This window comes from Francisella uliginis, assembly GCF_001895265.1.
Classification (GTDB): domain Bacteria; phylum Pseudomonadota; class Gammaproteobacteria; order Francisellales; family Francisellaceae; genus Francisella; species Francisella uliginis.
The window spans coordinates 1,650,408-1,671,279 of the sequence record NZ_CP016796.1 but is presented as its reverse complement, the minus strand read 5'-3'; the positions used below and the strand labels follow the sequence as shown (position 1 = coordinate 1,671,279).

The following is a 20,872-nucleotide window of genomic DNA, read 5'->3' as shown; positions in this document are numbered from 1 at the left end:
TCATAGTTATAATAGCATCTATTAAGACTTAATATATTTTGTATTTAAAATGACAAATAGAAATATTGAAAATCCCCATCTTTATGCTGTAATACCAGTTTATAATGAAGAAGCTTTAATAGGATCTTTCTTAAAAGAGCTAGCTGTTAAACTTAGAGAAATCTCATCAAACTACAAGATAGTTGTTGTTGATGATGGCAGTGCAGATAATTCTAGAGAGGTTATCCAGGGGTTAGTAGGTGAGTTAAATATTAAGCTTATTAGTTTTTCTAGAAACTTTGGTCAAGAAGCTGCTATTACAGCTGGGTTAGAAGCTTCTAAGGAAGCAGATGCTGCTGTTATTATGGATTGTGATTTTCAGCACCCGATAGAAGTGATAGACCAATTCTATGAGAAATGGTGTGAAGGCTATTCTAATGTTTATGGGATAAGAACTAGGGATGATCAAAGTAAAACTAGGAGCTTTTTATCAGAAACATTTTTTAAGTTCAGTAAGAGTATGATGGGTGTTGATATTCCAGCTAATGCCGGATATTTTAGATTATTAGATAAACAGTGTATTAAAGCTTTTAATTCATTATCAGAAAATAATCGCTTTATTAGAGGTCTTTTCTCATGGATAGGTTTTAAAGGTTATGCTATACCATTTCAGGTTGCCGATAGGAAGGATGAAACACCTAGTAGATGGGGGTATAAAAAACTTTTCAAATTAGCATTTACTGGGATTTTCTCATTTTCATCTGTTCCGCTTAGAATGATATCTCTTATGGGGATGATAATTTCTATATTTGCATTAGCATATGGTTTGTATACGATTTTAGCTAACATACTCTTTGGTGTTGGTGTTAGTGGTTGGCCAACTATTGTGGTAAGTATTATGTTCTTTAGTGGTGTCCAGCTTATTTCACTGGGAGTTTTAGGGGAGTATATCAGTCGTATATTTGATGAAGCAAAAAATCGTCCTAAATATATTATTGATGAGGATGAGAGCCGAAATATTTAATTATTCTAAGTAAAACTTCTTTCTTGATCTCTTAAATTTTTCTTATAATTTTAATAAATAGCTTATTGTAAAAAGTAGTTAATAGGTTTGTCTTTTAAATTCTTATCAAAATATATTTTCGTTACCCTATATGAAATGATTGCTAGATAAAGTATAAGGGTAGATTTCATAGTCAAGCTATAGAGTGATAAAATGATCTAACAATATAGTTTTATTATTATATAGTCAATCCGATTGTATTGTGTACTTTTATGCGGTCATCCTGAACTTGGTTCAGGATCTTCACTTTGGCTAGGAGATTCCGGATCAAAGCCTGTGCTGAACTTGATTCAGTATCCGGAATGATAGGTTTTATTTTACATAAGTCATTCGGATTAACTATAGTTAAAATAGATCATATAAAATACGCTTAGTTTAGTATTACAAAATGAGAAGTGTTTGTTGTATAAGAAATTGAATTAGTCATTACTTATTTAAGAGAGAAACAGGAATAAATCCAGCATAATTGTTTGAATAATTATTTATTTATTTATTACCTTTACCACAACATTTTTGTTATATCTTCCCTTAACTTTGAAGTCTATATTAGGATATTTTTCTTTAATTTTTTGTAATTGCTTCTCTTTTGTAAAAATAACAATATCTTTTTTAGTTTTTAGAAGTTCACTAAATTGGGGATAAGTTATTAAATATTTAGGCCATTTGCCATCATGAGATTGTTGGTATTGTTTAATGCCATAATGGAATTCTCTTGCCCAGTTATCAATTTCTGGTCTATAAGTTTTCCAATTATAAACAATATAGATATTATCATTTAATAGTAGTGGTAGATCCTCTTCATAGCCTTTTTTCTTTATCTCTTCTTTTAGTATAAAGTGTTTCGGTTGAGGTCTATTATAGTAGACAAATATAGTGTCTTTAGGTGAGTCTTTTATCACTTTTTCAACTAAAGGTTCAGATGTTCTAAGATCAAAATAAGGAATGACTAATTGGCCTAAGATATTAAGCACCATAAGTGCTGAGATTATTAGTATAATTGCTTGTTTGACTTGACCTTTTATCGATAATCTTAGGCTAAATGCAATTGCAAAAGCACATAATGCTACTAGTAAAATATATACGGTTGAAGCGTGAGTGTCTAAGAATAGGTGTTGTACTATTGGGAATATAGCAACCACAATACCTGTTATTAAGAAAAGTGTGCTAGCAGCTATATGCATTTTTTTGAAACTATTTACTTTATCGTTATCTTTAATTATTTTCTCAAATGATAATGCCATTAGTAATGATAATGGTCCAAAAATAGGCAGGATATAGCTTACGATCTTTGAACTAGGAATTGAGAAGAATATTAGTATAAGTAAGCACCAAAGAGCTATTAAAAATGTAGTATAGTCTTTTTTTCTATTTTGCCAAATAGTTTTAAAACCTTTAGGTAGTCTATTAAGTAGTAAAATGCTAAATGGTAAAAATACAGCCAATATAATTACAAAATAAAACCAAGGTCCAATAGCATTATTAAAGCCATGTCCAACAAAACGATAGAATTGTTGGAAATAGAAGAAGAAATATAGGAAGTCAGGGTTTTGCTGTTGAGCTAAAACTAACCATGGAGTAATAATAATTACAAATATAATAGCTCCTGTTGGAATATATAATTCTTTTATCCTATGCCAATTATTTGTTACAAGCATCCAGACAAAAACAGTCATGCAAGGAAAAGCTATAGCCATTAAGCCTTTAGTTAGAAATGCTAATGCAGATACAAAGTATGCAGCATACATGAAAAAGCGTTTTTTATTTCCTATTGGCTGTTTTAAGCTAACTAAACATAGAAAGAATGCAATCCAAAGTAGGTTAGCAACTATAAGATCCATATTTGCATAGTGTGATTCAAAGAAATATAAGACATTAGCAGCTAATATAAAACTAGCTAAAACACCAGCAAAACGCGAATAAAAATATCTGCCAAAAGAATATATTGATATGCATCCTAATATACCTAAAAGTGCTTGAGGTAGACGAATAGCCCAAGCATTTATACCAAAAAAGTGCATTGAAGTGGCTTCCATCCAGTAATAAAGAGGTGGCTTATCTAGAAAAGGAACACCATTAATTAAAGGAGTAACCCAGTTGCCAGTACTTAGCATTTCTCTAGCAATCTCAGGATAACGTCCTTCATCTGGAATACTTAAGTGTCTATGGCCAAGAAATACAATAAAGTATATTGCATAGATTACTAATAAGATTAAGATGTCATAAGCGTAAGAGTTTTTAAATTTATTCATTTAAGTTTTTTTAAAAAAAGATAAATTAATGACTTAATGTATCTCTTAATTATATTTTTTTCAAGGTGATTGTATTAAATAAAGATTAATACTAGAAACTATAAATTATTGTAAGAACATTGTTTTATAAGTGTTAGATCTCATTAAACTGTTCAGGTTTTTCTTCTTTACCTTCAAATAAAAATTTTTGCATTTCTTGTTGTAGGAACTCTTTTGCCTTTGGATCCATAAGATTAAGGCGATATTCATTTATTAAAATAGTCTGATGCGAAAGCCATGCTTGCCAAGCTTTATTTGATATTTCAGCATGTATTTTTTTACCTAGCTCACCTGGTAATGGTTGAAATGGTATAGCATCTAATTCTTGGTTATATTTTTTACAGAAAACAGTAGTCATTTTTTTCTCCTTTGAAATTTTTTTAAATACATCTTTTAGGCTTTGGTAGACCTGCTAGTTTGGCAGCTTGCACGGCTGGAGAAACAGGAAACAAAATTTGTAGATATAGACTATTGCCTATTTTTTCCCCATATTCTTCTTTTAATGCTTTAACAAGTTCTCTAATTGCTGGAGATTTTTTATTTTTTTGATAAAAACTTCTTAAAAAATTAATAACCAACATATGATTCTCAGATAAATCAATATCTTCACTTGCTGCTGTTAATTTACAAAAATCCATATCCCAACTTTCAAAATCTATCAAAAAGCCTTGTTTGTCTATGTTGTAGTTATCCACAAATATGATAAAATTTGTTACTAGTTTTTACTATCTGACAATTATAGCAAATAAGGATAGTTGTTTTAATCTATAAAAAGGCATATTCAATGAAAGTTACTTTATATACTACAAAATATTGTCCATATTCTCTTAGAGCAAGAATTGCCCTAGCAGAGAAAAAAATGAGCATGGAAGTTGTTGAAGCAGGTGATCTATCACCAGAAAAACTAAAGAAAATATCTCCAAATGGTATTTTCCCAGTCTTAAAAGAGAAAGACTATAGTATAAATAATAGAAAGGCTCTTTTGATATATATAGATGAGAGATTTCCAGCACCTGGATTGCTACCAAGTTTAGTTAATGAGCGTATAAAAATCCGTTTATCTTTAGATAAAATAGATAATGAATGGTATCCAGTGCTTGATCAGATTAGAAAAAATAGATCAGATAAAGAGCAATTAAATATACTCTTTAAAGAGTTAAAAGAAAGTCTTCTAACTATTGAAAAAGCTTTCAGTGAGTTTGACTATTTTATATCTTCTAATTTTACTTTAGCAGATTGCTATATTGCAGCATTAATAATCTGTTTAGAGGCGGAAGGTTTTATTATAGATGAAACATTTGGTGCTATACATGATTATAAAAAAAGAGTGTTTGCGAGAGATTCTGTTAAAAAAGCTAATCTAAAAGGCAATGCAAATGAGTCATTGTTAAAGACTTTAAGAGCACACAGGTAAGGTAAAGTTATATGTGGTATCAAGGTTTTGTAAGTTTTGTTTTTTTTGCTCTTAGCGTATTACTTATTGTAGTTGCTGTTGTTTTTATTATAGGTAGTTTTTTCTCGCTATTAGCAAAGGCAAAGCAAGAAGTTGCTAAGTTGACAAAAGGTAAGCTAGAGATTAATAAAATTGGTAAAGATTATAAAGAAACTAAAAAAGAAGTCTTAGAAACATTATTGGATAAAAAAGATTATAAAAACTATCTTAAAGAACAGAAAAAACTAGATAAACAAGACGATAAGCCTGAGAAAAAAGTTTTTGTAATTAATTTTAAAGGCGATATACATGCTTCACAAGTTGAGAATCTGCGTAAAGAAGTATCTGCTATCTTAGCAGTAGCAAAATCAAGTGATGAGGTTATTGTTAGAATAGATAGCCCTGGTGGGGTCGTAAATGGTTATGGTTTTGCCGCAGCACAATTAGAGAGAATCCGCCAAGCAGGTATTAATTTAACTATATGTATCGATCAAGTTGCTGCAAGTGGTGGTTATATGATGTCTGCGGTTGGACATAAGATAATCTCAGCACCTTTTGCAATAGTTGGTTCGATAGGAGTAGTTGGAACTATTCCAAATATTAGAAATTTGCTTGAAAAAAATGGTATCAATGTTGAGATGCATACTTCTGGGGAGTATAAACGTACATTAACATCTGTTGGTGAAAATACTGAAGAAGGGCGTAAGAAGTTCAAGCAGGATCTAGAAAATATTCATCAATTATTTAAAAAACATATTTTAAATTATCGTCCTAATCTAGATATGCATAAAGTTGGTACGGGAGAGTACTGGTTTGGTAAGGATGCTCTTGAGTTAGGCTTAGTTGATGAGATTCAGACTTATGATGATTATTTGATAAGTTTACTTAATAAAAAATATGATGTATATGAGGTAAGTTTTGTTAAAAAGAAAGATAAAGGGTTGTTGAAGTCTAAACTTGCTATGATCAAAAGAACTCTAACAAACTTCTTATACGCACGTAAAATATTGTAGGTCTAAAGTGTTTTCTTTAAATACACATCAGAAAATCTTAGACAATTTTCTTGAACAAAAGTCTAAGCAGATGTTGCATCATGCATTTATCTTTAGAGTTAAAGATGCTGTACTCTTAGATAGTTTTATAAACTCTCTATGTCAAGTGTTGTTAGCTCAGAAGGTTGATGATTACAATGAATCACCGTATGTAACAATAGCAAACTCAGAGAATAATGAGATTAGAGTTGCAGAAGTTAAGAAAATAATAAAAAATTGTGAGCTAACAGCACATAATAATTTAGCTAAAATTATTATAATTCCAGAGCTTGGTTTTTTAAATGAATCTGCCACAAACGCTATTTTAAAAACACTTGAGGAGCCTGCCGAAAATACATTCTTTTTAATGTTTACACGTAATTATAATAATATTTTAGCGACTGTAAAAAGTAGATCTTTAACTTATGATATAAGCTTTGATGAGGATGATAAATACAATTATTTAAAGTACACATTTAATATGTCAAAAGATGCTATAGAAAAATCTTTATTGATGGCTAGAGATGATATTAATATTATTGCTAAGATTAAGTTAGAGCAACATTTTTGGCAAGTTAGAAATAGTTTGATGAGGGTTTTAGTAAACCAACTAAATCCTAATGTATTTCTTAAAGAGGTTAATCCTAACTTTAAAGATACGCTTTATTGGTTAACAAGCTTAATTGTTGATGTGTATTATTATAAGCTTGACGATCAAGCTCAAAATATAGCTAATTATGATAAGCTTGCAGTTGTTAAATATCTTGCGGCTAAATTTACAGAAGATGAAATATATAAGTTATATCAAAAAACATTAGAAGCTAATGATTATTTTCTTAATTTTAAAAACGTTGATAAAGAATTAGTTTTAGAAAATTTAATATTAAAAATTATAAAGTAGGTAAAAAATGGAAGTAAAACAGCAACAAAAATTAAAGGCTCAAGCTCACAGTTTAAAACCTGTAGTTTTGATGGGAGAAAAAGGCCTTACTGAAAACGTAATGCTAGAGATCGATTTAGCTTTAGCATCTCATGAGCTTATAAAAGTAAAAGCAGGGCGTTTACCAAAAGAAGAAAAACAACAAATTGCCGCTGAGATTGTTAAAGCAACAAAATCAGAGCTAGTGCAAATAATAGGTAATATTTTAGTCCTATATAGAAAAAATCCTAATAAAAATAAAAAATAGGTTTAGATATGAGTTTTCCAATATCACGTCCGCGTAGACTGAGAGTGTCGCAAAACATTAGAGATATGGTTGCTGAAACAACTTTAAATGTTGATGATTTGATGTATCCAATATTTGTTGTGCATGGTGAGAATATCAAAAAAGAAATCTCAAGTATGCCAAATCAATATCATTGGTCTATAGATATGCTAGATGAACTTGTTGAGAGAGTTCTAAAATCAGGTATAAAAAGTGTCATGATATTTGGAGTACCAAAATCTAAGGATTTAGTTTCATCTGAGAATTATGATTCAAATGGTATCACGCAGCAAGCAATTAGAAAGATTAAGCACCTTGCTCCAGAGTTAGTTGTTGCAACTGATGTATGTATGTGTAGTTTTACACCTCATGGACATTGTGGAATCTTAAATGAAGATGAATATGTTGATAATGACAAAACATTAGAAGTTTTAGCAAAAACTGCAGTATCTCATGCAGAAGCTGGTGCTGATATCGTTGCACCAAGTGGCATGATGGATGGCATGATTATAGCTATGCGTCAGGCTTTAGATGAAGCCAGATTTGATACTGTAAGTATTATGTCATACTCAGTTAAGTATGCCTCAGCTTACTATGGACCATTTAGAAGCGCTTGTGACTCTTCTTTAAAAGGGGATCGTAAAACCTATCAAATGGACTATCGCAATAAAAAAGAAGCTATTCGAGAAGCCGTCGCTGATATAGAGCAAGGTGCAGATTTTATTATGGTTAAGCCTGCATTAAGTTATCTTGATATCATAAATGAATTAAATCATATAGTTGATTTACCAATTGCAGCGTACCATGTAAGTGGTGAATATGCGATGATAAAAGCTGCTGCTCAAGCTGGGTTAGTTGATGAGAAAGCTATTACAATTGAAACATTAGTATCAATGAAGCGTGCTGGAGCAAAAACTATACTTACTTATACAGCATTAGATGTAGCTGATTGGATTAAGTATTAATCAAAATAAATTGTAATAAAAACCGTTTTGTATAGAATCTTAGACAAGAAGCCATTGAATTTTTATAAGCTAATAGTGAAAAGATTTATTAAACTTTTTTCTTTGATAATTTTAGCTACAGTTGCTTCAGCGTGTGCGATTATTACATACGATGATTTTGTCTATTTAGGTCATCCTGCAAAACTGCCTGAATATCAGATTTATTATGATAAAACCCAAAATCTTTACTTATTTATAGATAAGCATAGTTGTTTTGATAAAAGTGTTGAGGGGGCAGGAACATGTATAGCAATGGATCAGCAGGAAGCTGATATTTTTGTTAAAAAGTTTCTATCTAAGATGCTTGATACGGAAGATAGACTAGAAGAGCAAGATAAACGAAAAGTTATAGCAGGGTTAAAAAATATAATAAAAACGTAGTTAAACGTCCGGTTAAGTTTAATCTTAAGTATCGACCTGTGAAACAAATTAATGCATACGGTAAAAAAGAATATCACTTAGTACCCAAGAAATATAATGTAAAAGTCAATTTGATACTTATGCTAGATAACTCAAAGCAGGGTAATGATGTTCGTGTATTATATTCGCTAAGAATGCCGGCAGTTATTAAAAATCAAAAGACATCAACAAAGCCATTTTTAATAGATCCAGAATATTTAGAGAAAGTAGTGAATCAAAAGGCAGTAAAAAACTTTCAAGATTTATATAGTAGGAGTTTAAAAAGGAAAGAAGAAAGAGAAACTAGTTTTGAGCACTTTTTGCGTGATGAGTTACATATATAGTCAGATATTAATATTTAAGCCTAAAATAAATTGTAAAAAAAATAAATTTATATAGAATTTTACTAATTAAGTTATAAATTTTACTAAGTATCTGTGAATCGAATAATCAAACTTTCAACTATTATATTTTTAAGTATTATGGCGTATGCTTGCGCAATAATTTCAAAAGACAATTTTGTGTACTTAGGTCATCCAGAATCATATCCTGATTATAATGTTTATTATGATAAATCAGAAAAAATGTATCTTTTTATAGATAAAGATGGTTGTTTTGACAAATATGTAGATGGTCCAGGGACTTGTTTAGCTCTTAATCATAAAGAGGCTAATAACTTTGTTGAAAATATCTTGCCAAAGATGCTTGATAGACGTAGTAAAATCTTAGAAGAAAGTAACAAAGAAAAAATAATAACATATCTGAAAGAATCTAATAGAAATGCTGTTACAAAAGTAATTGATACGACAGGTATTAAGTTCACTCCAGTTAAAGATATTGAAGTAGATGGTAAAAAACAATATCACTTGGTTTCAAGAAAATATAATGTAAGGGTTAATCTAAAGATTATATTAGATAGATCTAAACAAGATAATGATCTAAGAGTTTTATATTCTCTAAAAATTCCAGGTGTTATAAATATGCCATATAAATCTTTAAAACCATTTATGCTTGATCCTGAATTCTTAGATAGAGTAATGAATAAAAAATATATTAAAGACGCTGAGCAAAGAGAAAAGAATAATTTAGAGCAGCGTAAAAAAGAAAAGCAGAAGTTTAAGGAATTAAATAATTACTTAGATAATAACTTAGAAGTTAAATAATTTATATGATAAATATAGCTTTATATGAGCCGGAGATACCGCCAAATACTGGTAACATTATTAGGTTATGTGCTAATGTCGGTGCTAATTTACATTTGATAGAGCCTTTAGGGTTTAAATTAGAGGATAAGCAGCTAAGAAGAGCAGGCTTGGATTATCATGAATTCGCGAATCTTAAGATTTATAAAAACTTCGATGAATTTTATGCAAAAAATAAATCTAAAAAGATCTGGGCATGTACTACAAAGGCTAAGCAATATTATCATCAGGTAGCTTTTGACTGCGATGATATCTTACTCTTTGGCCCGGAGACACGAGGACTTCCTAGTGGTGTTTTAGCATTGCTAAAAGAGACTCAGCTTAAGATTCCGATGCATAAAAATAGCCGTAGTTTAAATCTATCAAATTCAGTAGCTGTTATATTGTATGGAGCTTTAGATAATATAGGTTTTGATAAATTAGGTTTGTTATAAAAACTTATTTTAATTTAAAAACATCGCAAGTATTTTTATAAGTTTGTTTAGCTACTTTTTCATAATCCTCATTTCTTAATTGTGCAAAAAATTGTGCAACATATTTAACATACTCTGGATAGTTTGGTTTGCCCCTATATGGTACTGGAGTAAGATATGGCGCATCAGTTTCTATAAGAATTCTGTCTAAAGGAAGTTTTTTAGCAGTTTCTTGAATATCTTTGGCATTTTTAAAAGTTAAGATTCCGGAAAATGAGATATACATCCCCATATCGATAGCTTGTTTTGCCATATCATAATCTTCGGTGAAGCAATGTAGAATACCACCACACTTTTCAATATTTTCAGATTTTAGGATATCTAGAGTATCTTGCTTAGCTGCTCTAGTATGAACAATTATAGGTTTTGCTACTTCAATAGCTGCTTGAATATGGTTTATAAATTTAGAGATCTGTTTAGGTTTTGTTTCTTCGCCATTATAGTAGTAATCTAGCCCAGTTTCTCCAATTGCAACACACTTGCTATGACTAGATCTGACAATAATTTCTTCAGTACTAGGCTGATGGGAATCTAATTCACTAGGATGAACTCCAACAGAGAAATACACATCATTGTATGATTCAGCTATTTTTTGAATATCATCGATTTCATGCCATGCTACAGCAATTGAAACGATTTTGTCGATACCTGCATTTTTAGCATTTGTGATGACATTATCAAGACTTGTATCTTCTAGTTTTAAATAATTAAGATGGCAATGTGAGTCTATTATCATTTTTGACAAAGTTTTTTTAAAGTTGTTACAGATTATAGCAAAAATTTTGTTTAATATATCTGTTGATATGCTTGATAAGTAGTTTTGCTAAAATGGTGCTATTATATATTCTAGATTATTATGAGAATAGGTTATAGCAAGAATTTAGCAGCAATGAATAATAGAGATGTAGGCAGTAATATTTATAATATTTCCCCTAAGTTTTGTGAGAATGAAATTTTCATAGATCTTTTAAAACAAGATAATATCCATATCGAGAAAATTATTTCTTATGGACAAATTACTGATATCGAGAGTCCGTATATTCAAGATCATGATGAATGGGTTTTGATATTAAAAGGAAATGCAAAGCTTAAGCTAGAAGCTAAGGAACATAATCTTGATGAAGGAGAGTATCTACTAATCCCTAAAGGTACTAAACACTGGGTTACTTATACTGCGAATCCAACTATATGGTTAGCTATACATTTAAAAGGAAAATAAATAGATGCAAGAATTTTTTGCGAATCATTTTTTTGTATTGTGTTTTTTTATAATACTAATGGGCTTTTTAGCTAGCTTTATTGATGCTATTGCTGGTGGTGGTGGGCTGATAAGTATCCCAGCTTTGAGTATGACTGGCTTACCAATTGTTATGGTTTTAGGTACTAATAAACTCCAAGCTAGTATTGGTACAGCAATGGCAACATTTAAATATTATAAAAATGGGTTAATAAATTTCAAAACAGTGTTACGAGGTTTGATTGCTGGGTTTATTGGCGCATCTCTGGGTACGATATTGGCTGTTGTGATCCATAATGATTTTATGAACAAACTTGTTCCGATACTTTTAATTGCCGTTTTCATTTTTAGTATTGTAAATAAGAATCTTGGAGTTAATCAAGGCAAAAAGAAAATGTCAGAAGTAGCATTTTTTACATTATTTGGATTTTTATTGGGTGCGTATGATGGCTTTTTTGGTCCAGGAACAGGAAATTTTTGGATTATTGCAATAGTATATTTTCTTGGCTATACATTCTTACAAGCTTCTGGATATGCCAAAGTATTAAATTTAAAGAGTAATGTATTTTCACTTATTATATTTATTTTATCAGGACATGTGAATTATGTATTTGGATTCTTAATGGCTATAGGAAGTTTCTTTGGTGGAATTGTAGGATCTAGGATGGTTATATTAAAAGGATCAAAGCTTGTTAGACCAATATTTATAGTAGTGGTTGGTTTAAGTATCATTTTTATGATAAAAAACACATATTTCTAAAACACTAATTTCTATTAAAGACCTTAACAAAAATTAATTTATAAAATCAATAAAACTATAAAACCATAATGATATAATAGTTCTCATATTTTGTAGTTAAAATAAACCTTAATCATATGAGTGAAAAAGCATTAGAAATAAAAAATCTGACTAAGATCTATAAGGGTGGTTTAAAAGCTGTCGACGAAATTAGTTTAGATGTTAAAAAAGGAGATTTTTTTGCTCTTTTAGGTCCAAATGGGGCAGGTAAATCAACAACTTTGGGAATGATCTCTTCTCTTGTAAATAAAACATCTGGGCAAATTAAAATATTTGACCATGATATTGATAATGATTTTATAAGTGCTAGAAAGCATCTAGGAGTTATGCCTCAAGAGATAAACCTTAATCTTTTTGAAAAGCCAATTGATATATTAATTACTCAGGCAGGATTTTTTGGTATCTCTAAGAAAGAGGCTGTACCTTATGCAGAAGAGCTACTTAGAAAAGTCGATCTATATGACAAAAGAAATACTCAAATAAGATTCTTGTCAGGTGGGATGAAAAGAAGATTGATGGTCATCAGAGCATTAATACATAAACCCAAATTACTAATATTGGATGAACCGACGGCGGGTGTTGATGTTGAGCTTAGAAACTCTTTATGGGAAATGATCATGCAGTTTCATAAGGAAGGTTTGACTGTAATTTTGACTACACATTATCTCGAAGAGGCTGAATCTATGTGTAATCGTATTGCTCTTATCCATAAAGGTAAAGTTCATGTAAATACAGATATGAAGACTTTCTTAAAATCAGCAGACAGGCATACATATATATTTGATTTAAAAAATAAGTGTCAGCAAGATATTAAGCTTATCCTTGGTGATGTTAAATTAGTTGATGAATATACATTAGAAGTTGAAGTTTCAAAAGGTGTTGTTCTAAATGAAATATTCTCAGAGTTGACAAATAAATATCATTTAGATGTTTTAGATGTGCGTACTAAAGAAGCAAAACTTGAGAAATTATTTATCGATGTTGCAAGGAATAAATAGGTAAATTTATGAATTTAAAATATTATTGGATAACGTATGTAACGATCTTTAATCGTGAGTGTAAAAGAGTATTTAGAATTTGGCCACAAACATTATTACCATCAGTAATAACTATAATTTTATACTTCTTGATATTTGGTAAAGTAGTTGGGTCACGTATAGGTACTATGGGTGATGGTATTACATATATGCAGTATATTACGCCAGGGCTGATTATTATGGCTGTGATCCAAAACTCTTATGGCAATGTTGTAAGCTCTTTCTTTGGGATACGTTTTAGTAAAGCTATTGAAGAACTGCTAGTTTCTCCTGTAAGCAACCATGTAATAGTTTTAGGCTATATTTCAGGAGGAATTTTTAGAGGGTTTATTGTAGGTATATTAGTAAGTATTGCAGCTTTTGCCCTAGGTGGATTTAGTACTATTCATAGCATATTTTTAGTGTTAGCAGGATTTATATTTTGTGGGGCATTATTTTCACTCGGCGGTTTGATAAATGCAATATTTTCACAAAAATTTGATGATACTACGATATTTCCAACATTTATATTAACTCCACTTATCTACTTAGGAGGAGTTTTCTATAATATAAATAGTCTTACTGGTTTCTGGCATTTTATATCGTCATGTAATCCATTATTTTATATAGTTGATTTTGTTAGATATGGTTTTATTGGTGTTTCGACTGTGAATCCATATTTTGCATTTGCGGCAATTATTATCTTTACATTCTTATTATATTATCTTTGCTGGTATCTATTAGAAAAAGGTATTCGTTTAAAATCTTAGAATATTTTTTATCAAAAAAATCAGATATTAACATTTATTGGTTAATTTATTTTTTGTTTTGTTATACTAGTTTTAATAAAATTTTTTTGAGCAAAGAGAATGTTTGCATATCAAAAAGTAGCTATTATTGGTAAGCATTATAAAGAGGATGTTAGTCAAACTGTTGAAATGCTATGTAATTTCCTTGCGGAAAAAGGCTTACAAGTAATAGTTGAGACAGAGACTGCTGAAGATGTTCGTTTAAAAAACATTCAAATAGCTAATTTAAAGAAGATAGCTCTTGATTGTGATGTTGCGATAGTAGTTGGTGGCGATGGTAACTTTTTAAAAGCATCTAGAGTTTTAGCTTTATATAGTAATATACCTGTTGTAGGGATCAATAAGGGCAAATTAGGTTTTTTAACAACTATTGCTCCTGATGATAGAACTTTAAAAGATGATCTTTTGCATATTTTACAAGGAGAGGTTTCTGTTTCTAGTGTAAGTATGTTGAAGTGTCAGGTTGATGATAATTTACGTACTCCTTTAGAAGCATCTATAGCACTTAATGAAATAGCGATAACCTCAAGTAGGGGACTAATGTTTGGTTTAAAGGTTTATATCGATGGTAGATATGCTTTTGATCAACGTGGCGATGGACTTATTGTAGCAACTCCTACAGGTTCTACAGCACATGCTATGGCTGCAGGAGGTCCAATTCTTAATCCTAATCAAAATAGTATAGTTCTTGTACCAATATGTTCACATTCGTTAAATAGTAGACCTTTGGTAATATCAGATGAAAGTGTTATAGATATTTATATAACAGAATATAATAACCCTGAGCCTGTCTTAAGTATAGATGGCAGACATGATACTATTTTAAGTTCTTATCAAAAAGTAACTATTAAAAAAGCTGAAAAGAAAGTTACAGTTTTACATACAAAAGACTATAACTATTATGATACCTTAAGACACAAATTAGGTTGGGGTAAGGTTTTATTCTAGAAAAGCTCTAGTAGAATAATTATCACAAAAACTGTTATAAATACTGCTGAAATAAACTCAAGCTTTTTAATATTTCTAAAGAAAATTTGTCTAAGTTTATTGTTACCAAAGAAAGTAGCCACTATACAGAACCAAATAAATGTTGAAAGAGCTATACATATCCAAATACCAATTTTGTCAAGACTAGAAAGCTCATCAACTAGACTTAACATTGAACTAAAAAAAACTAACACTTTTGCATTAGCTAAATTAGTAAAGGCACCATTTAGAAAAAGTTTAAAACTTGGAGGTGTATCAAAGGTATTTAGATTTTTAATATGTTCATTAGCATTTGGATTTAAATCTTGCTGTTTTGTAAATATGCTTTTATATAAATTAAAAGCTAGATAGGCTAAATATATAGCACCAACTAAGATTAAGCATTTAAATAATATCGGCTCTTTGTAAAGTAAAAATGATCCAAACCAATAAACTATAAATGTATTTAGAAGTATTCCAGATGCTACTCCAGCAGCAGTATAAATGCCTTGCTTTTGGCCAAATTTAATTGAGTTACTAATAGTTACAAAAAAATCAGGTCCTGGAAGTACAAGACAACTAACCTGTAAAGTAAGAATTGTTAAAAATATTAACATGGATATACTCTTATTTTTATTTTAGTTGATATAGAATAGTATTAATAAAATTGTAAATCTAGAAAAATGTACGACAAATCTAAAGAAAATTTACGCCAAGTAAAAAGTTATGTACAAAGAGCAGGTAGAGTAACAAAGAAACAACAACAAGCTCTTGAAAACTATGCTGAAAAATACATGATCGATTATGATCAAAATAAACAAATAGATTTTTCAGAGATATTCTCAAATAATAACCCTGTAGTTTTAGAGATTGGTTTTGGTATGGGTGGGTCATTAATCCAAATGGCCTTAGAGAATCCAGATAAGAACTATCTAGGCATAGAAGTACATAAAGCCGGTGTTGGAAATATTTTATATGAAATAGAGCATCAAAATATATCAAACCTTATGGTAATGAGTCATGATGCAGTTGAGATTTTAGAAAATATGATTGCTGATGAGTCTCTATCTGGAGTGCAAGTATATTTTCCTGATCCATGGCATAAGAAAAAACATAATAAGCGTAGATTAGTTAATCAATCAAATATAGATCTTTTTGCTAAAAAGCTTAAAGCTGGCGGAGTATTTCATTATGCTAGTGATTGGTTGCCTTATGCTGAAGATGTTTTAGAGCTGCTTGAGAATGATGATAAGTATCAGAATATGTATACTGGATTTGCACCAAGACCAGAGTGGCGACCTTTAACAAAATTTGAAAAAAGAGGTCAAAACTTAGAGCATCAAATATCAGACATACTTTTTGAAAAAGTTTAGGTTAAAATTTAAAACTGTAGTGGTTGAACATAGTTCAGCCTTTTTAAATAAAGGAAATAATAGTGAAAATAGCCAGATATAAAAAAGGTTTTATAAAAGCTAGCGAATATAATAGTAAATTACACTTTGGCAATATTTTCTGTCCAGATTGTGGTAAGGCTAAATTAAAATTGATTCGTAAAGCCAATCAAGATTCATATTTTGCGTTTATTAAAGGTGAGGATAATCATGATGAGTTATGTCCTAGATCTAGTAAACCAATAGTAAATGATAAGATAAAAGAGCTTGTTCTAAGTGACTCAAAAAAAGATATGAGTAAGCTTAACTTCTTAGTTAATAAAAATCTTGAGAGATATATAAATCTTCTGACAAAAGTTGAAAATGATGGCGTGCTTAAAAAAGAAGATGAATTAAATCTGATGCCTTTTAAAAAGCAACAGTTAGCTGAAAATCGCACTAGAGAATATTCAAAACAAGATATCTATACTATAAATGGCTTAGAACTAGCTGATATAGATATACAGAATATCAATAATAAATACTGTATTGTATATGGGGTTGCGGGAATTACTGTTTCAGGTATTGGTGATAGTAAAAAGCTTCTTTTTAAAGTAGATCAAGATTCAAGATTTTCAATATTTATAGCACCAAATCAAGTTAAGTATCTAGATTTTGATAAAAGTAAAAGAGCTAAGTTTGCCGTCTTTGGCAGAATCAAAAAAACAGATAAATTCTTAAATATTGAAATACGTTCAACAAGAGATCTCGTTATAAAGGATTAGTTTATGAATATAAATATTCGTTATGAACAGTTAAAAGATCAGGAGTCGGTTTATCAGCTTATTGCTTCATCTTTTGAAACTGATGATGAAGAGAAATTAGTTAGACTATTGCATACTGATCATCAAAGTTTAATATCTTTAGTTGCTGAGATAGATAATACAATTGTAGGTCAGATAGTTCTCTCTAAAATGCAAGTAAAAGCCAGCAATATAAGTATATTTGGTTTAGCTCCAATGAGTGTGGCGCCAGAGTATCAAAATCAAGGAATAGGCACAAAACTTGTTGAAGCAGTTATAAGAGAAGCTAAAAAAAATAATATTGATGCAATATTTGTTTTAGGTCATCCTAGTTATTATCCTCGCTTTGGTTTTAAGCCAACAAGCGAGTATGCAATAAAATGTCAGTATGATGTGCCAAATGATGTCTTTATGGTTTTAGATCTAACTAATAAGCTAGAGTTTTTAAAGGGTCAAACAGTTTATTATGCAAAAGAATTTGGCGAAGTTTTTTAGCTTTTCTTTAAATTTTCTCTAAGTTTGATTGTGTAGTTTGAGATCTATTCCTCATCTTCTGAATAATGTTTATGTTTCTTGCCTATTTTTTTGAAAAAAGGCCATCTGTTTGAAGTTAAAATAATAATACAAAGTATAGTTGCTGCTATAGGTAGTAAAAACATCTCAAAAGCAATAGCTAAACCAATTGAAGCCATAATCCATACTGTTGAAGCTGTTGTTATTCCTCTAACACGATTACTATCTTTGAAGATAATACCACCACCAATAAATCCAACTCCAGTCACAATTTGAGCAGCTATTCTTGTAGGATCAGCTATACTTTCATAGTATGCTCCTCCCATTGCATGAGTTGAAATAATTCCAAATAAGCAAGATCCAACACAAACTAATGCATAAGTTCTTATACCTGCGGATGATCCATAATGTTGCCTTTCAACTCCTACTGCAATACCACAGAAGGCTGCAACAGTAATTTGCATTATTTCAAACACTCGGTAGACCTCCATAATATTATTTTGAATGGGTTTATATCTATAAGTCTAATTATAGCATATGCTGATATTTCAATTTTATGTCATATTAGCAAATTAGGTATGAAGTATCTAAATAGAAGATTGAAAATTCTTACATATATCATTGAATTCTAAATTAGATTTTGCTAATATATGTGTATTGAAGTTGATCAAGGCATATAAAATATGGATTTAATGCAAATGAAAGATAATGCTAGTAAAGCATCATCATTATTAAAGGCTATTTCGCATGAATCTAGACTATTAATACTATGTCTACTTTTAAGAAAAGAAATGACAGTTGGAGAACTAGCTGAATACTCTGATCTTAGTCAATCAGCATTTTCTCAGCATTTATCTGTGTTAAGAAGTAAAGGATTGGTTAAATTTAGAAAGGAGTCACAGAATGTTTACTATAGCATCAAAGACCCAGCTGTTAAGAAAATATTAGAAGCTTTATATAGTATATACTGTGGTTAAAAATTTACGGAAAATATTAGAAAAAACTAAATTAGATAAATCTAAAGGAGAAGTAAAATGCATCAAGTAAAAAATATATCAGTTAAAGAATTTCTTGATTTGAAGAAGAAAGATAAGGTTAAATTAATTGATATTAGAACAGCAGGTGAGCATAACAGAGAGTGTATAGACTGTGCTGAGAACATCACAGTTGATGAAATTTATGATGCAGATATTCAACCAGATGAGATTGTCGTGCTTCATTGTCAATCTGGGAACAGAACTAATCAGGCTGCTACGAAAGTTAAAGATTTAAATGCAAAGGCAGTTTATTTATTAGAAGGTGGTATCAATGCATGGAAACAGCATAAACAACCAACCCAAAAAAATGTTAAAGAACCGTTACCAATTATGCGTCAAGTACAGATTATAGTAGGTTTTATGGTACTTTTAGGTGTTGTGCTTTCGTTCACAGTATCACAATATTTTGCAATTTTAAGTGGCTTCTTTGGCGCAGGGCTTTTATTTGCAGGATTATCAGGAACTTGTGGACTAGCAATGATGCTAGAGTTTTTACCATATAACAAAAGAAAATAATTATAAGTACAAAGGAGCTTATTATGGCTAAGAGATATCTAATAATTGGTGGAGTTGCTGCAGGGGCATCAGCAGCTGCTAGATTAAGAAGATTAGATGAGTCAGCAGAGGTTATTATGTTTGAAAAAGGCCCTAATGTATCATTCTCAAACTGTGGTTTACCATATCACCTTGGTGGGCATATTGAGCCAGCTGAGAAGCTAGTTTTAATGACACCAGAAAAATTTGATAAGCAATATAATATCGATGCTCGTACAAATTCTGAAGTTATAGATATTGATAAGTCAAATAAGCTTGTTACAGTTTTAAATCTTCAAACTAATGAAAAATATACAGAAAGCTATGATAAGTTAATTGTAGCTGTCGGGGCTAAACCAATAGTACCTCCATTTGAGGGACTTGACTCGATAGATCATTTTATTCTAAGAAACGTGGTAGATGTTAAAAAGATACATCAAGCAGTTTTTAATACTAATGAAACAGTCAAGGATGTAACTGTTATTGGAGCTGGATTTATTGGAATAGAGGTCGCTGAGAATCTTAGAGAAAGAGGTTTTAATGTAACTATAGTTGAGATGGCTAACCAAATTATGCGTCCTTTTGACTATGAGATGGCTAAATTCTTAGAAAAAGAATTACTTGACCATGATATTAAACTGATGCTATCAGAAAAAGTTGTTGGTTTTGAGTCTGATAAAGTCTTACTTGAATCAGGTAAAGAGATTAAATCTGACTTGGTAGTTTTATCTATAGGTGTAGCTCCGGATACTAAATTTTTGAAAGATGTTGGAATAGATCTAGCTAAAAGCGGTCATATTCAAGTTAATGAAAACTATCAAACATCAGATAAAGATATCTATGCTGCGGGTGATGCTATTTTAGTTAAAAATGCTTTGACTAATCAAGATTTTAATTTGCCATTAGCAGGGCCAGCGAATAAACAAGGTCGTTTAATAGCTGATCATATAAATGGTAAAAAGGTTGTAAATAATGGTTATATTGCTTCATCAATAATACAGGTTTTCAACTATACTGGTGCAAGTACGGGTTTAAATGAGGCTTGGATTAAGTTTCATAATCTAGATATTGACTATGATTATACTTATGTAGTGCCTGTAGATAGAGTAGGTATTATGCCTGGTGTTAAACCGATATTTATGAAAATTATGTTTGAGAAAAATACTGGTAAATTATTAGGTGCTCAAGCAATAGGTCAAGGTATCGTTGATAAAAGAATGGATGTGCTTGCTACAGCTATCAAAGCAGGCATGACAGTAGAAGATCTTCAGGATCTTGAGCTTTGTTATGCGCCACCATACTCTACTGGCAAAGATGCTGTAAATCATGCCGGTTATGTTGCTAGTAATATTTTAAATGGAGATTTTAGACAAGTACCATTTACTAAAGTAAAAGATTTGATTGAGGAAAATGCTCAGATTATTGATGTAAGAAATCCATCAGAGATAGCTAATGGTATGCTAAATGGTGCAAAAAATATTCCAATGGCTGAAATTAGGGACAGATTAGCAGAGATAGATAAATCAAAGCCTGTATATGTACATTGTCGAACTGGTCAACGTTCTTACAATGTTGCATTGATGCTCCAACAGCAAGGTTTTGATGTTTATAATATCGCTGGGGGATATATAATGATTTCATATTATTATGATACTATTGAAAAACTGATTAAAGAAAACACGCCTTTTAATAAGGCAAATTTTAACTAATAT

The 20,872-nt window shown here is 30.4% G+C and carries 27 protein-coding genes; 21 read left to right on the top strand and 6 right to left on the bottom strand.

Features of this window, described 5'->3' with window-relative positions:
- Positions 1-49: 49 nt before the first annotated feature.
- Positions 50-1,003 (top strand): glycosyltransferase family 2 protein, encoded by a 954-nt coding sequence (locus F7310_RS07865; protein ID WP_072713029.1) that lies wholly within the window; start codon positions 50-52, stop codon positions 1,001-1,003.
- Positions 1,004-1,524: 521 nt separating this feature from the next.
- On the opposite strand, the gene F7310_RS07860 is transcribed toward F7310_RS07865, so the two are convergent.
- The 3 genes from F7310_RS07860 to F7310_RS07850 all read right to left on the bottom strand — a co-directional run bounded on the left by F7310_RS07860 (position 1,525) and on the right by F7310_RS07850 (position 4,025).
- A complete protein-coding gene (locus F7310_RS07860) occupies positions 1,525-3,291 on the bottom strand; it encodes an ArnT family glycosyltransferase (protein WP_072713027.1) in 1,767 nt (588 codons plus the stop codon).
- Positions 3,292-3,424: 133 nt separating this feature from the next.
- Positions 3,425-3,688, bottom strand: a complete 264-nt coding sequence (locus tag F7310_RS07855; protein WP_072713026.1) for an oxidative damage protection protein — start codon at positions 3,686-3,688, stop codon at positions 3,425-3,427.
- Between the two features lie 22 nt (positions 3,689-3,710).
- Positions 3,711-4,025: a TusE/DsrC/DsvC family sulfur relay protein gene (locus tag F7310_RS07850; protein ID WP_072713024.1), complete on the bottom strand. Its 315-nt coding sequence runs from the start codon at positions 4,023-4,025 to the stop codon at positions 3,711-3,713.
- A gap of 89 nt (positions 4,026-4,114) precedes the next feature.
- Here F7310_RS07850 and sspA point away from each other — a divergent pair, with 89 nt between their 5' ends.
- The 9 genes from sspA (at position 4,115) to F7310_RS07805 (ending at position 10,037) form a co-directional block, all read left to right on the top strand.
- A complete protein-coding gene (gene sspA / locus F7310_RS07845) occupies positions 4,115-4,744 on the top strand; it encodes a transcriptional regulator SspA (protein WP_072713022.1) in 630 nt (209 codons plus the stop codon).
- Positions 4,745-4,755: 11 nt separating this feature from the next.
- The gene (gene sohB, locus F7310_RS07840; RefSeq protein ID WP_072713020.1) at positions 4,756-5,775 is read left to right on the top strand and encodes a protease SohB; all 1,020 of its coding nucleotides are present in this window, start codon (positions 4,756-4,758) and stop codon (positions 5,773-5,775) included.
- A 7-nt stretch (positions 5,776-5,782) separates the two neighbouring features.
- A complete protein-coding gene (locus F7310_RS07835) occupies positions 5,783-6,694 on the top strand; it encodes a DNA polymerase III subunit delta' C-terminal domain-containing protein (protein ID WP_072713019.1) in 912 nt (303 codons plus the stop codon).
- A 7-nt stretch (positions 6,695-6,701) separates the two neighbouring features.
- Positions 6,702-6,980: a ribosome assembly RNA-binding protein YhbY gene (yhbY, locus tag F7310_RS07830; RefSeq protein WP_072713017.1), complete on the top strand. Its 279-nt coding sequence runs from the start codon at positions 6,702-6,704 to the stop codon at positions 6,978-6,980.
- A gap of 8 nt (positions 6,981-6,988) precedes the next feature.
- On the top strand, positions 6,989-7,963 hold the full coding sequence (gene hemB / locus F7310_RS07825) for a porphobilinogen synthase (RefSeq protein ID WP_072713015.1): 975 nt from the start codon (positions 6,989-6,991) through the stop codon (positions 7,961-7,963).
- Between the two features lie 75 nt (positions 7,964-8,038).
- The gene (locus F7310_RS07820; RefSeq protein WP_072713014.1) at positions 8,039-8,383 is read left to right on the top strand and encodes a hypothetical protein; all 345 of its coding nucleotides are present in this window, start codon (positions 8,039-8,041) and stop codon (positions 8,381-8,383) included.
- 38 nt (positions 8,384-8,421) lie between these two features.
- Positions 8,422-8,745 carry a hypothetical protein gene (locus F7310_RS07815; protein ID WP_072713012.1) on the top strand — a complete coding sequence of 108 codons (324 nt, stop codon included), beginning with the start codon at positions 8,422-8,424 and terminating at the stop codon, positions 8,743-8,745.
- A 93-nt stretch (positions 8,746-8,838) separates the two neighbouring features.
- The gene (locus F7310_RS07810; protein WP_072713010.1) at positions 8,839-9,564 is read left to right on the top strand and encodes an FTN_0109 family protein; all 726 of its coding nucleotides are present in this window, start codon (positions 8,839-8,841) and stop codon (positions 9,562-9,564) included.
- 5 nt (positions 9,565-9,569) lie between these two features.
- Positions 9,570-10,037: a tRNA (cytidine(34)-2'-O)-methyltransferase gene (locus F7310_RS07805; RefSeq protein WP_072713008.1), complete on the top strand. Its 468-nt coding sequence runs from the start codon at positions 9,570-9,572 to the stop codon at positions 10,035-10,037.
- A 4-nt stretch (positions 10,038-10,041) separates the two neighbouring features.
- On the opposite strand, the gene F7310_RS07800 is transcribed toward F7310_RS07805, so the two are convergent.
- Entirely contained in the window at positions 10,042-10,812 is a 771-nt protein-coding gene (locus F7310_RS07800) for a TatD family hydrolase (RefSeq protein WP_072713007.1), read from the bottom strand.
- A 120-nt stretch (positions 10,813-10,932) separates the two neighbouring features.
- Here F7310_RS07800 and F7310_RS07795 point away from each other — a divergent pair, with 120 nt between their 5' ends.
- The 5 genes from F7310_RS07795 (at position 10,933) to F7310_RS07775 (ending at position 14,885) form a co-directional block, all read left to right on the top strand.
- The gene (locus F7310_RS07795) at positions 10,933-11,295 is read left to right on the top strand and encodes a cupin domain-containing protein (protein ID WP_236939856.1); all 363 of its coding nucleotides are present in this window, start codon (positions 10,933-10,935) and stop codon (positions 11,293-11,295) included.
- Between the two features lie 4 nt (positions 11,296-11,299).
- Positions 11,300-12,073 carry a TSUP family transporter gene (locus tag F7310_RS07790; protein ID WP_072713005.1) on the top strand — a complete coding sequence of 258 codons (774 nt, stop codon included), beginning with the start codon at positions 11,300-11,302 and terminating at the stop codon, positions 12,071-12,073.
- Positions 12,074-12,189: 116 nt separating this feature from the next.
- On the top strand, positions 12,190-13,110 hold the full coding sequence (locus F7310_RS07785; protein ID WP_072713004.1) for an ABC transporter ATP-binding protein: 921 nt from the start codon (positions 12,190-12,192) through the stop codon (positions 13,108-13,110).
- An 8-nt stretch (positions 13,111-13,118) separates the two neighbouring features.
- Positions 13,119-13,898, top strand: coding sequence for an ABC transporter permease (locus F7310_RS07780; protein WP_072713002.1), 780 nt, complete (start codon positions 13,119-13,121; stop codon positions 13,896-13,898).
- Between the two features lie 99 nt (positions 13,899-13,997).
- Positions 13,998-14,885, top strand: a complete 888-nt coding sequence (locus tag F7310_RS07775) for an NAD(+)/NADH kinase (protein WP_072713000.1) — start codon at positions 13,998-14,000, stop codon at positions 14,883-14,885.
- Here the strand turns inward: F7310_RS07775 and F7310_RS07770 are convergent.
- Entirely contained in the window at positions 14,882-15,520 is a 639-nt protein-coding gene (locus tag F7310_RS07770; RefSeq protein ID WP_072712999.1) for a LysE family translocator, read from the bottom strand. The two genes, F7310_RS07775 and F7310_RS07770, sit on opposite strands and share 4 nt — an antisense overlap.
- A gap of 66 nt (positions 15,521-15,586) precedes the next feature.
- On the opposite strand from F7310_RS07770, the gene trmB reads away from it, so the two are divergent.
- From trmB to F7310_RS07755, 3 genes are all read left to right on the top strand, one after another.
- Positions 15,587-16,276, top strand: a complete 690-nt coding sequence (gene trmB, locus F7310_RS07765; RefSeq protein ID WP_072712997.1) for a tRNA (guanosine(46)-N7)-methyltransferase TrmB — start codon at positions 15,587-15,589, stop codon at positions 16,274-16,276.
- Positions 16,277-16,338: 62 nt separating this feature from the next.
- Positions 16,339-17,058: a hypothetical protein gene (locus F7310_RS07760; protein ID WP_072712996.1), complete on the top strand. Its 720-nt coding sequence runs from the start codon at positions 16,339-16,341 to the stop codon at positions 17,056-17,058.
- Between the two features lie 3 nt (positions 17,059-17,061).
- On the top strand, positions 17,062-17,571 hold the full coding sequence (locus F7310_RS07755; protein WP_072712994.1) for a GNAT family N-acetyltransferase: 510 nt from the start codon (positions 17,062-17,064) through the stop codon (positions 17,569-17,571).
- A 44-nt stretch (positions 17,572-17,615) separates the two neighbouring features.
- On the opposite strand, the gene F7310_RS07750 is transcribed toward F7310_RS07755, so the two are convergent.
- Complete coding sequence (locus F7310_RS07750; RefSeq protein ID WP_158513254.1) at positions 17,616-18,065, bottom strand: MgtC/SapB family protein; 450 nt, start codon at positions 18,063-18,065, stop codon at positions 17,616-17,618.
- Positions 18,066-18,272: 207 nt separating this feature from the next.
- On the opposite strand from F7310_RS07750, the gene F7310_RS07745 reads away from it, so the two are divergent.
- The 3 genes from F7310_RS07745 to F7310_RS07735 are packed head-to-tail and all read left to right on the top strand — an operon-like array spanning position 18,273 to position 20,869.
- Positions 18,273-18,566, top strand: coding sequence for an ArsR/SmtB family transcription factor (locus tag F7310_RS07745; RefSeq protein WP_072712991.1), 294 nt, complete (start codon positions 18,273-18,275; stop codon positions 18,564-18,566).
- 57 nt (positions 18,567-18,623) lie between these two features.
- A complete protein-coding gene (locus F7310_RS07740) occupies positions 18,624-19,142 on the top strand; it encodes a rhodanese-like domain-containing protein (protein ID WP_072712989.1) in 519 nt (172 codons plus the stop codon).
- A gap of 23 nt (positions 19,143-19,165) precedes the next feature.
- Positions 19,166-20,869: an FAD-dependent oxidoreductase gene (locus tag F7310_RS07735; protein ID WP_072712988.1), complete on the top strand. Its 1,704-nt coding sequence runs from the start codon at positions 19,166-19,168 to the stop codon at positions 20,867-20,869.
- Positions 20,870-20,872: the final 3 nt, after the last annotated feature.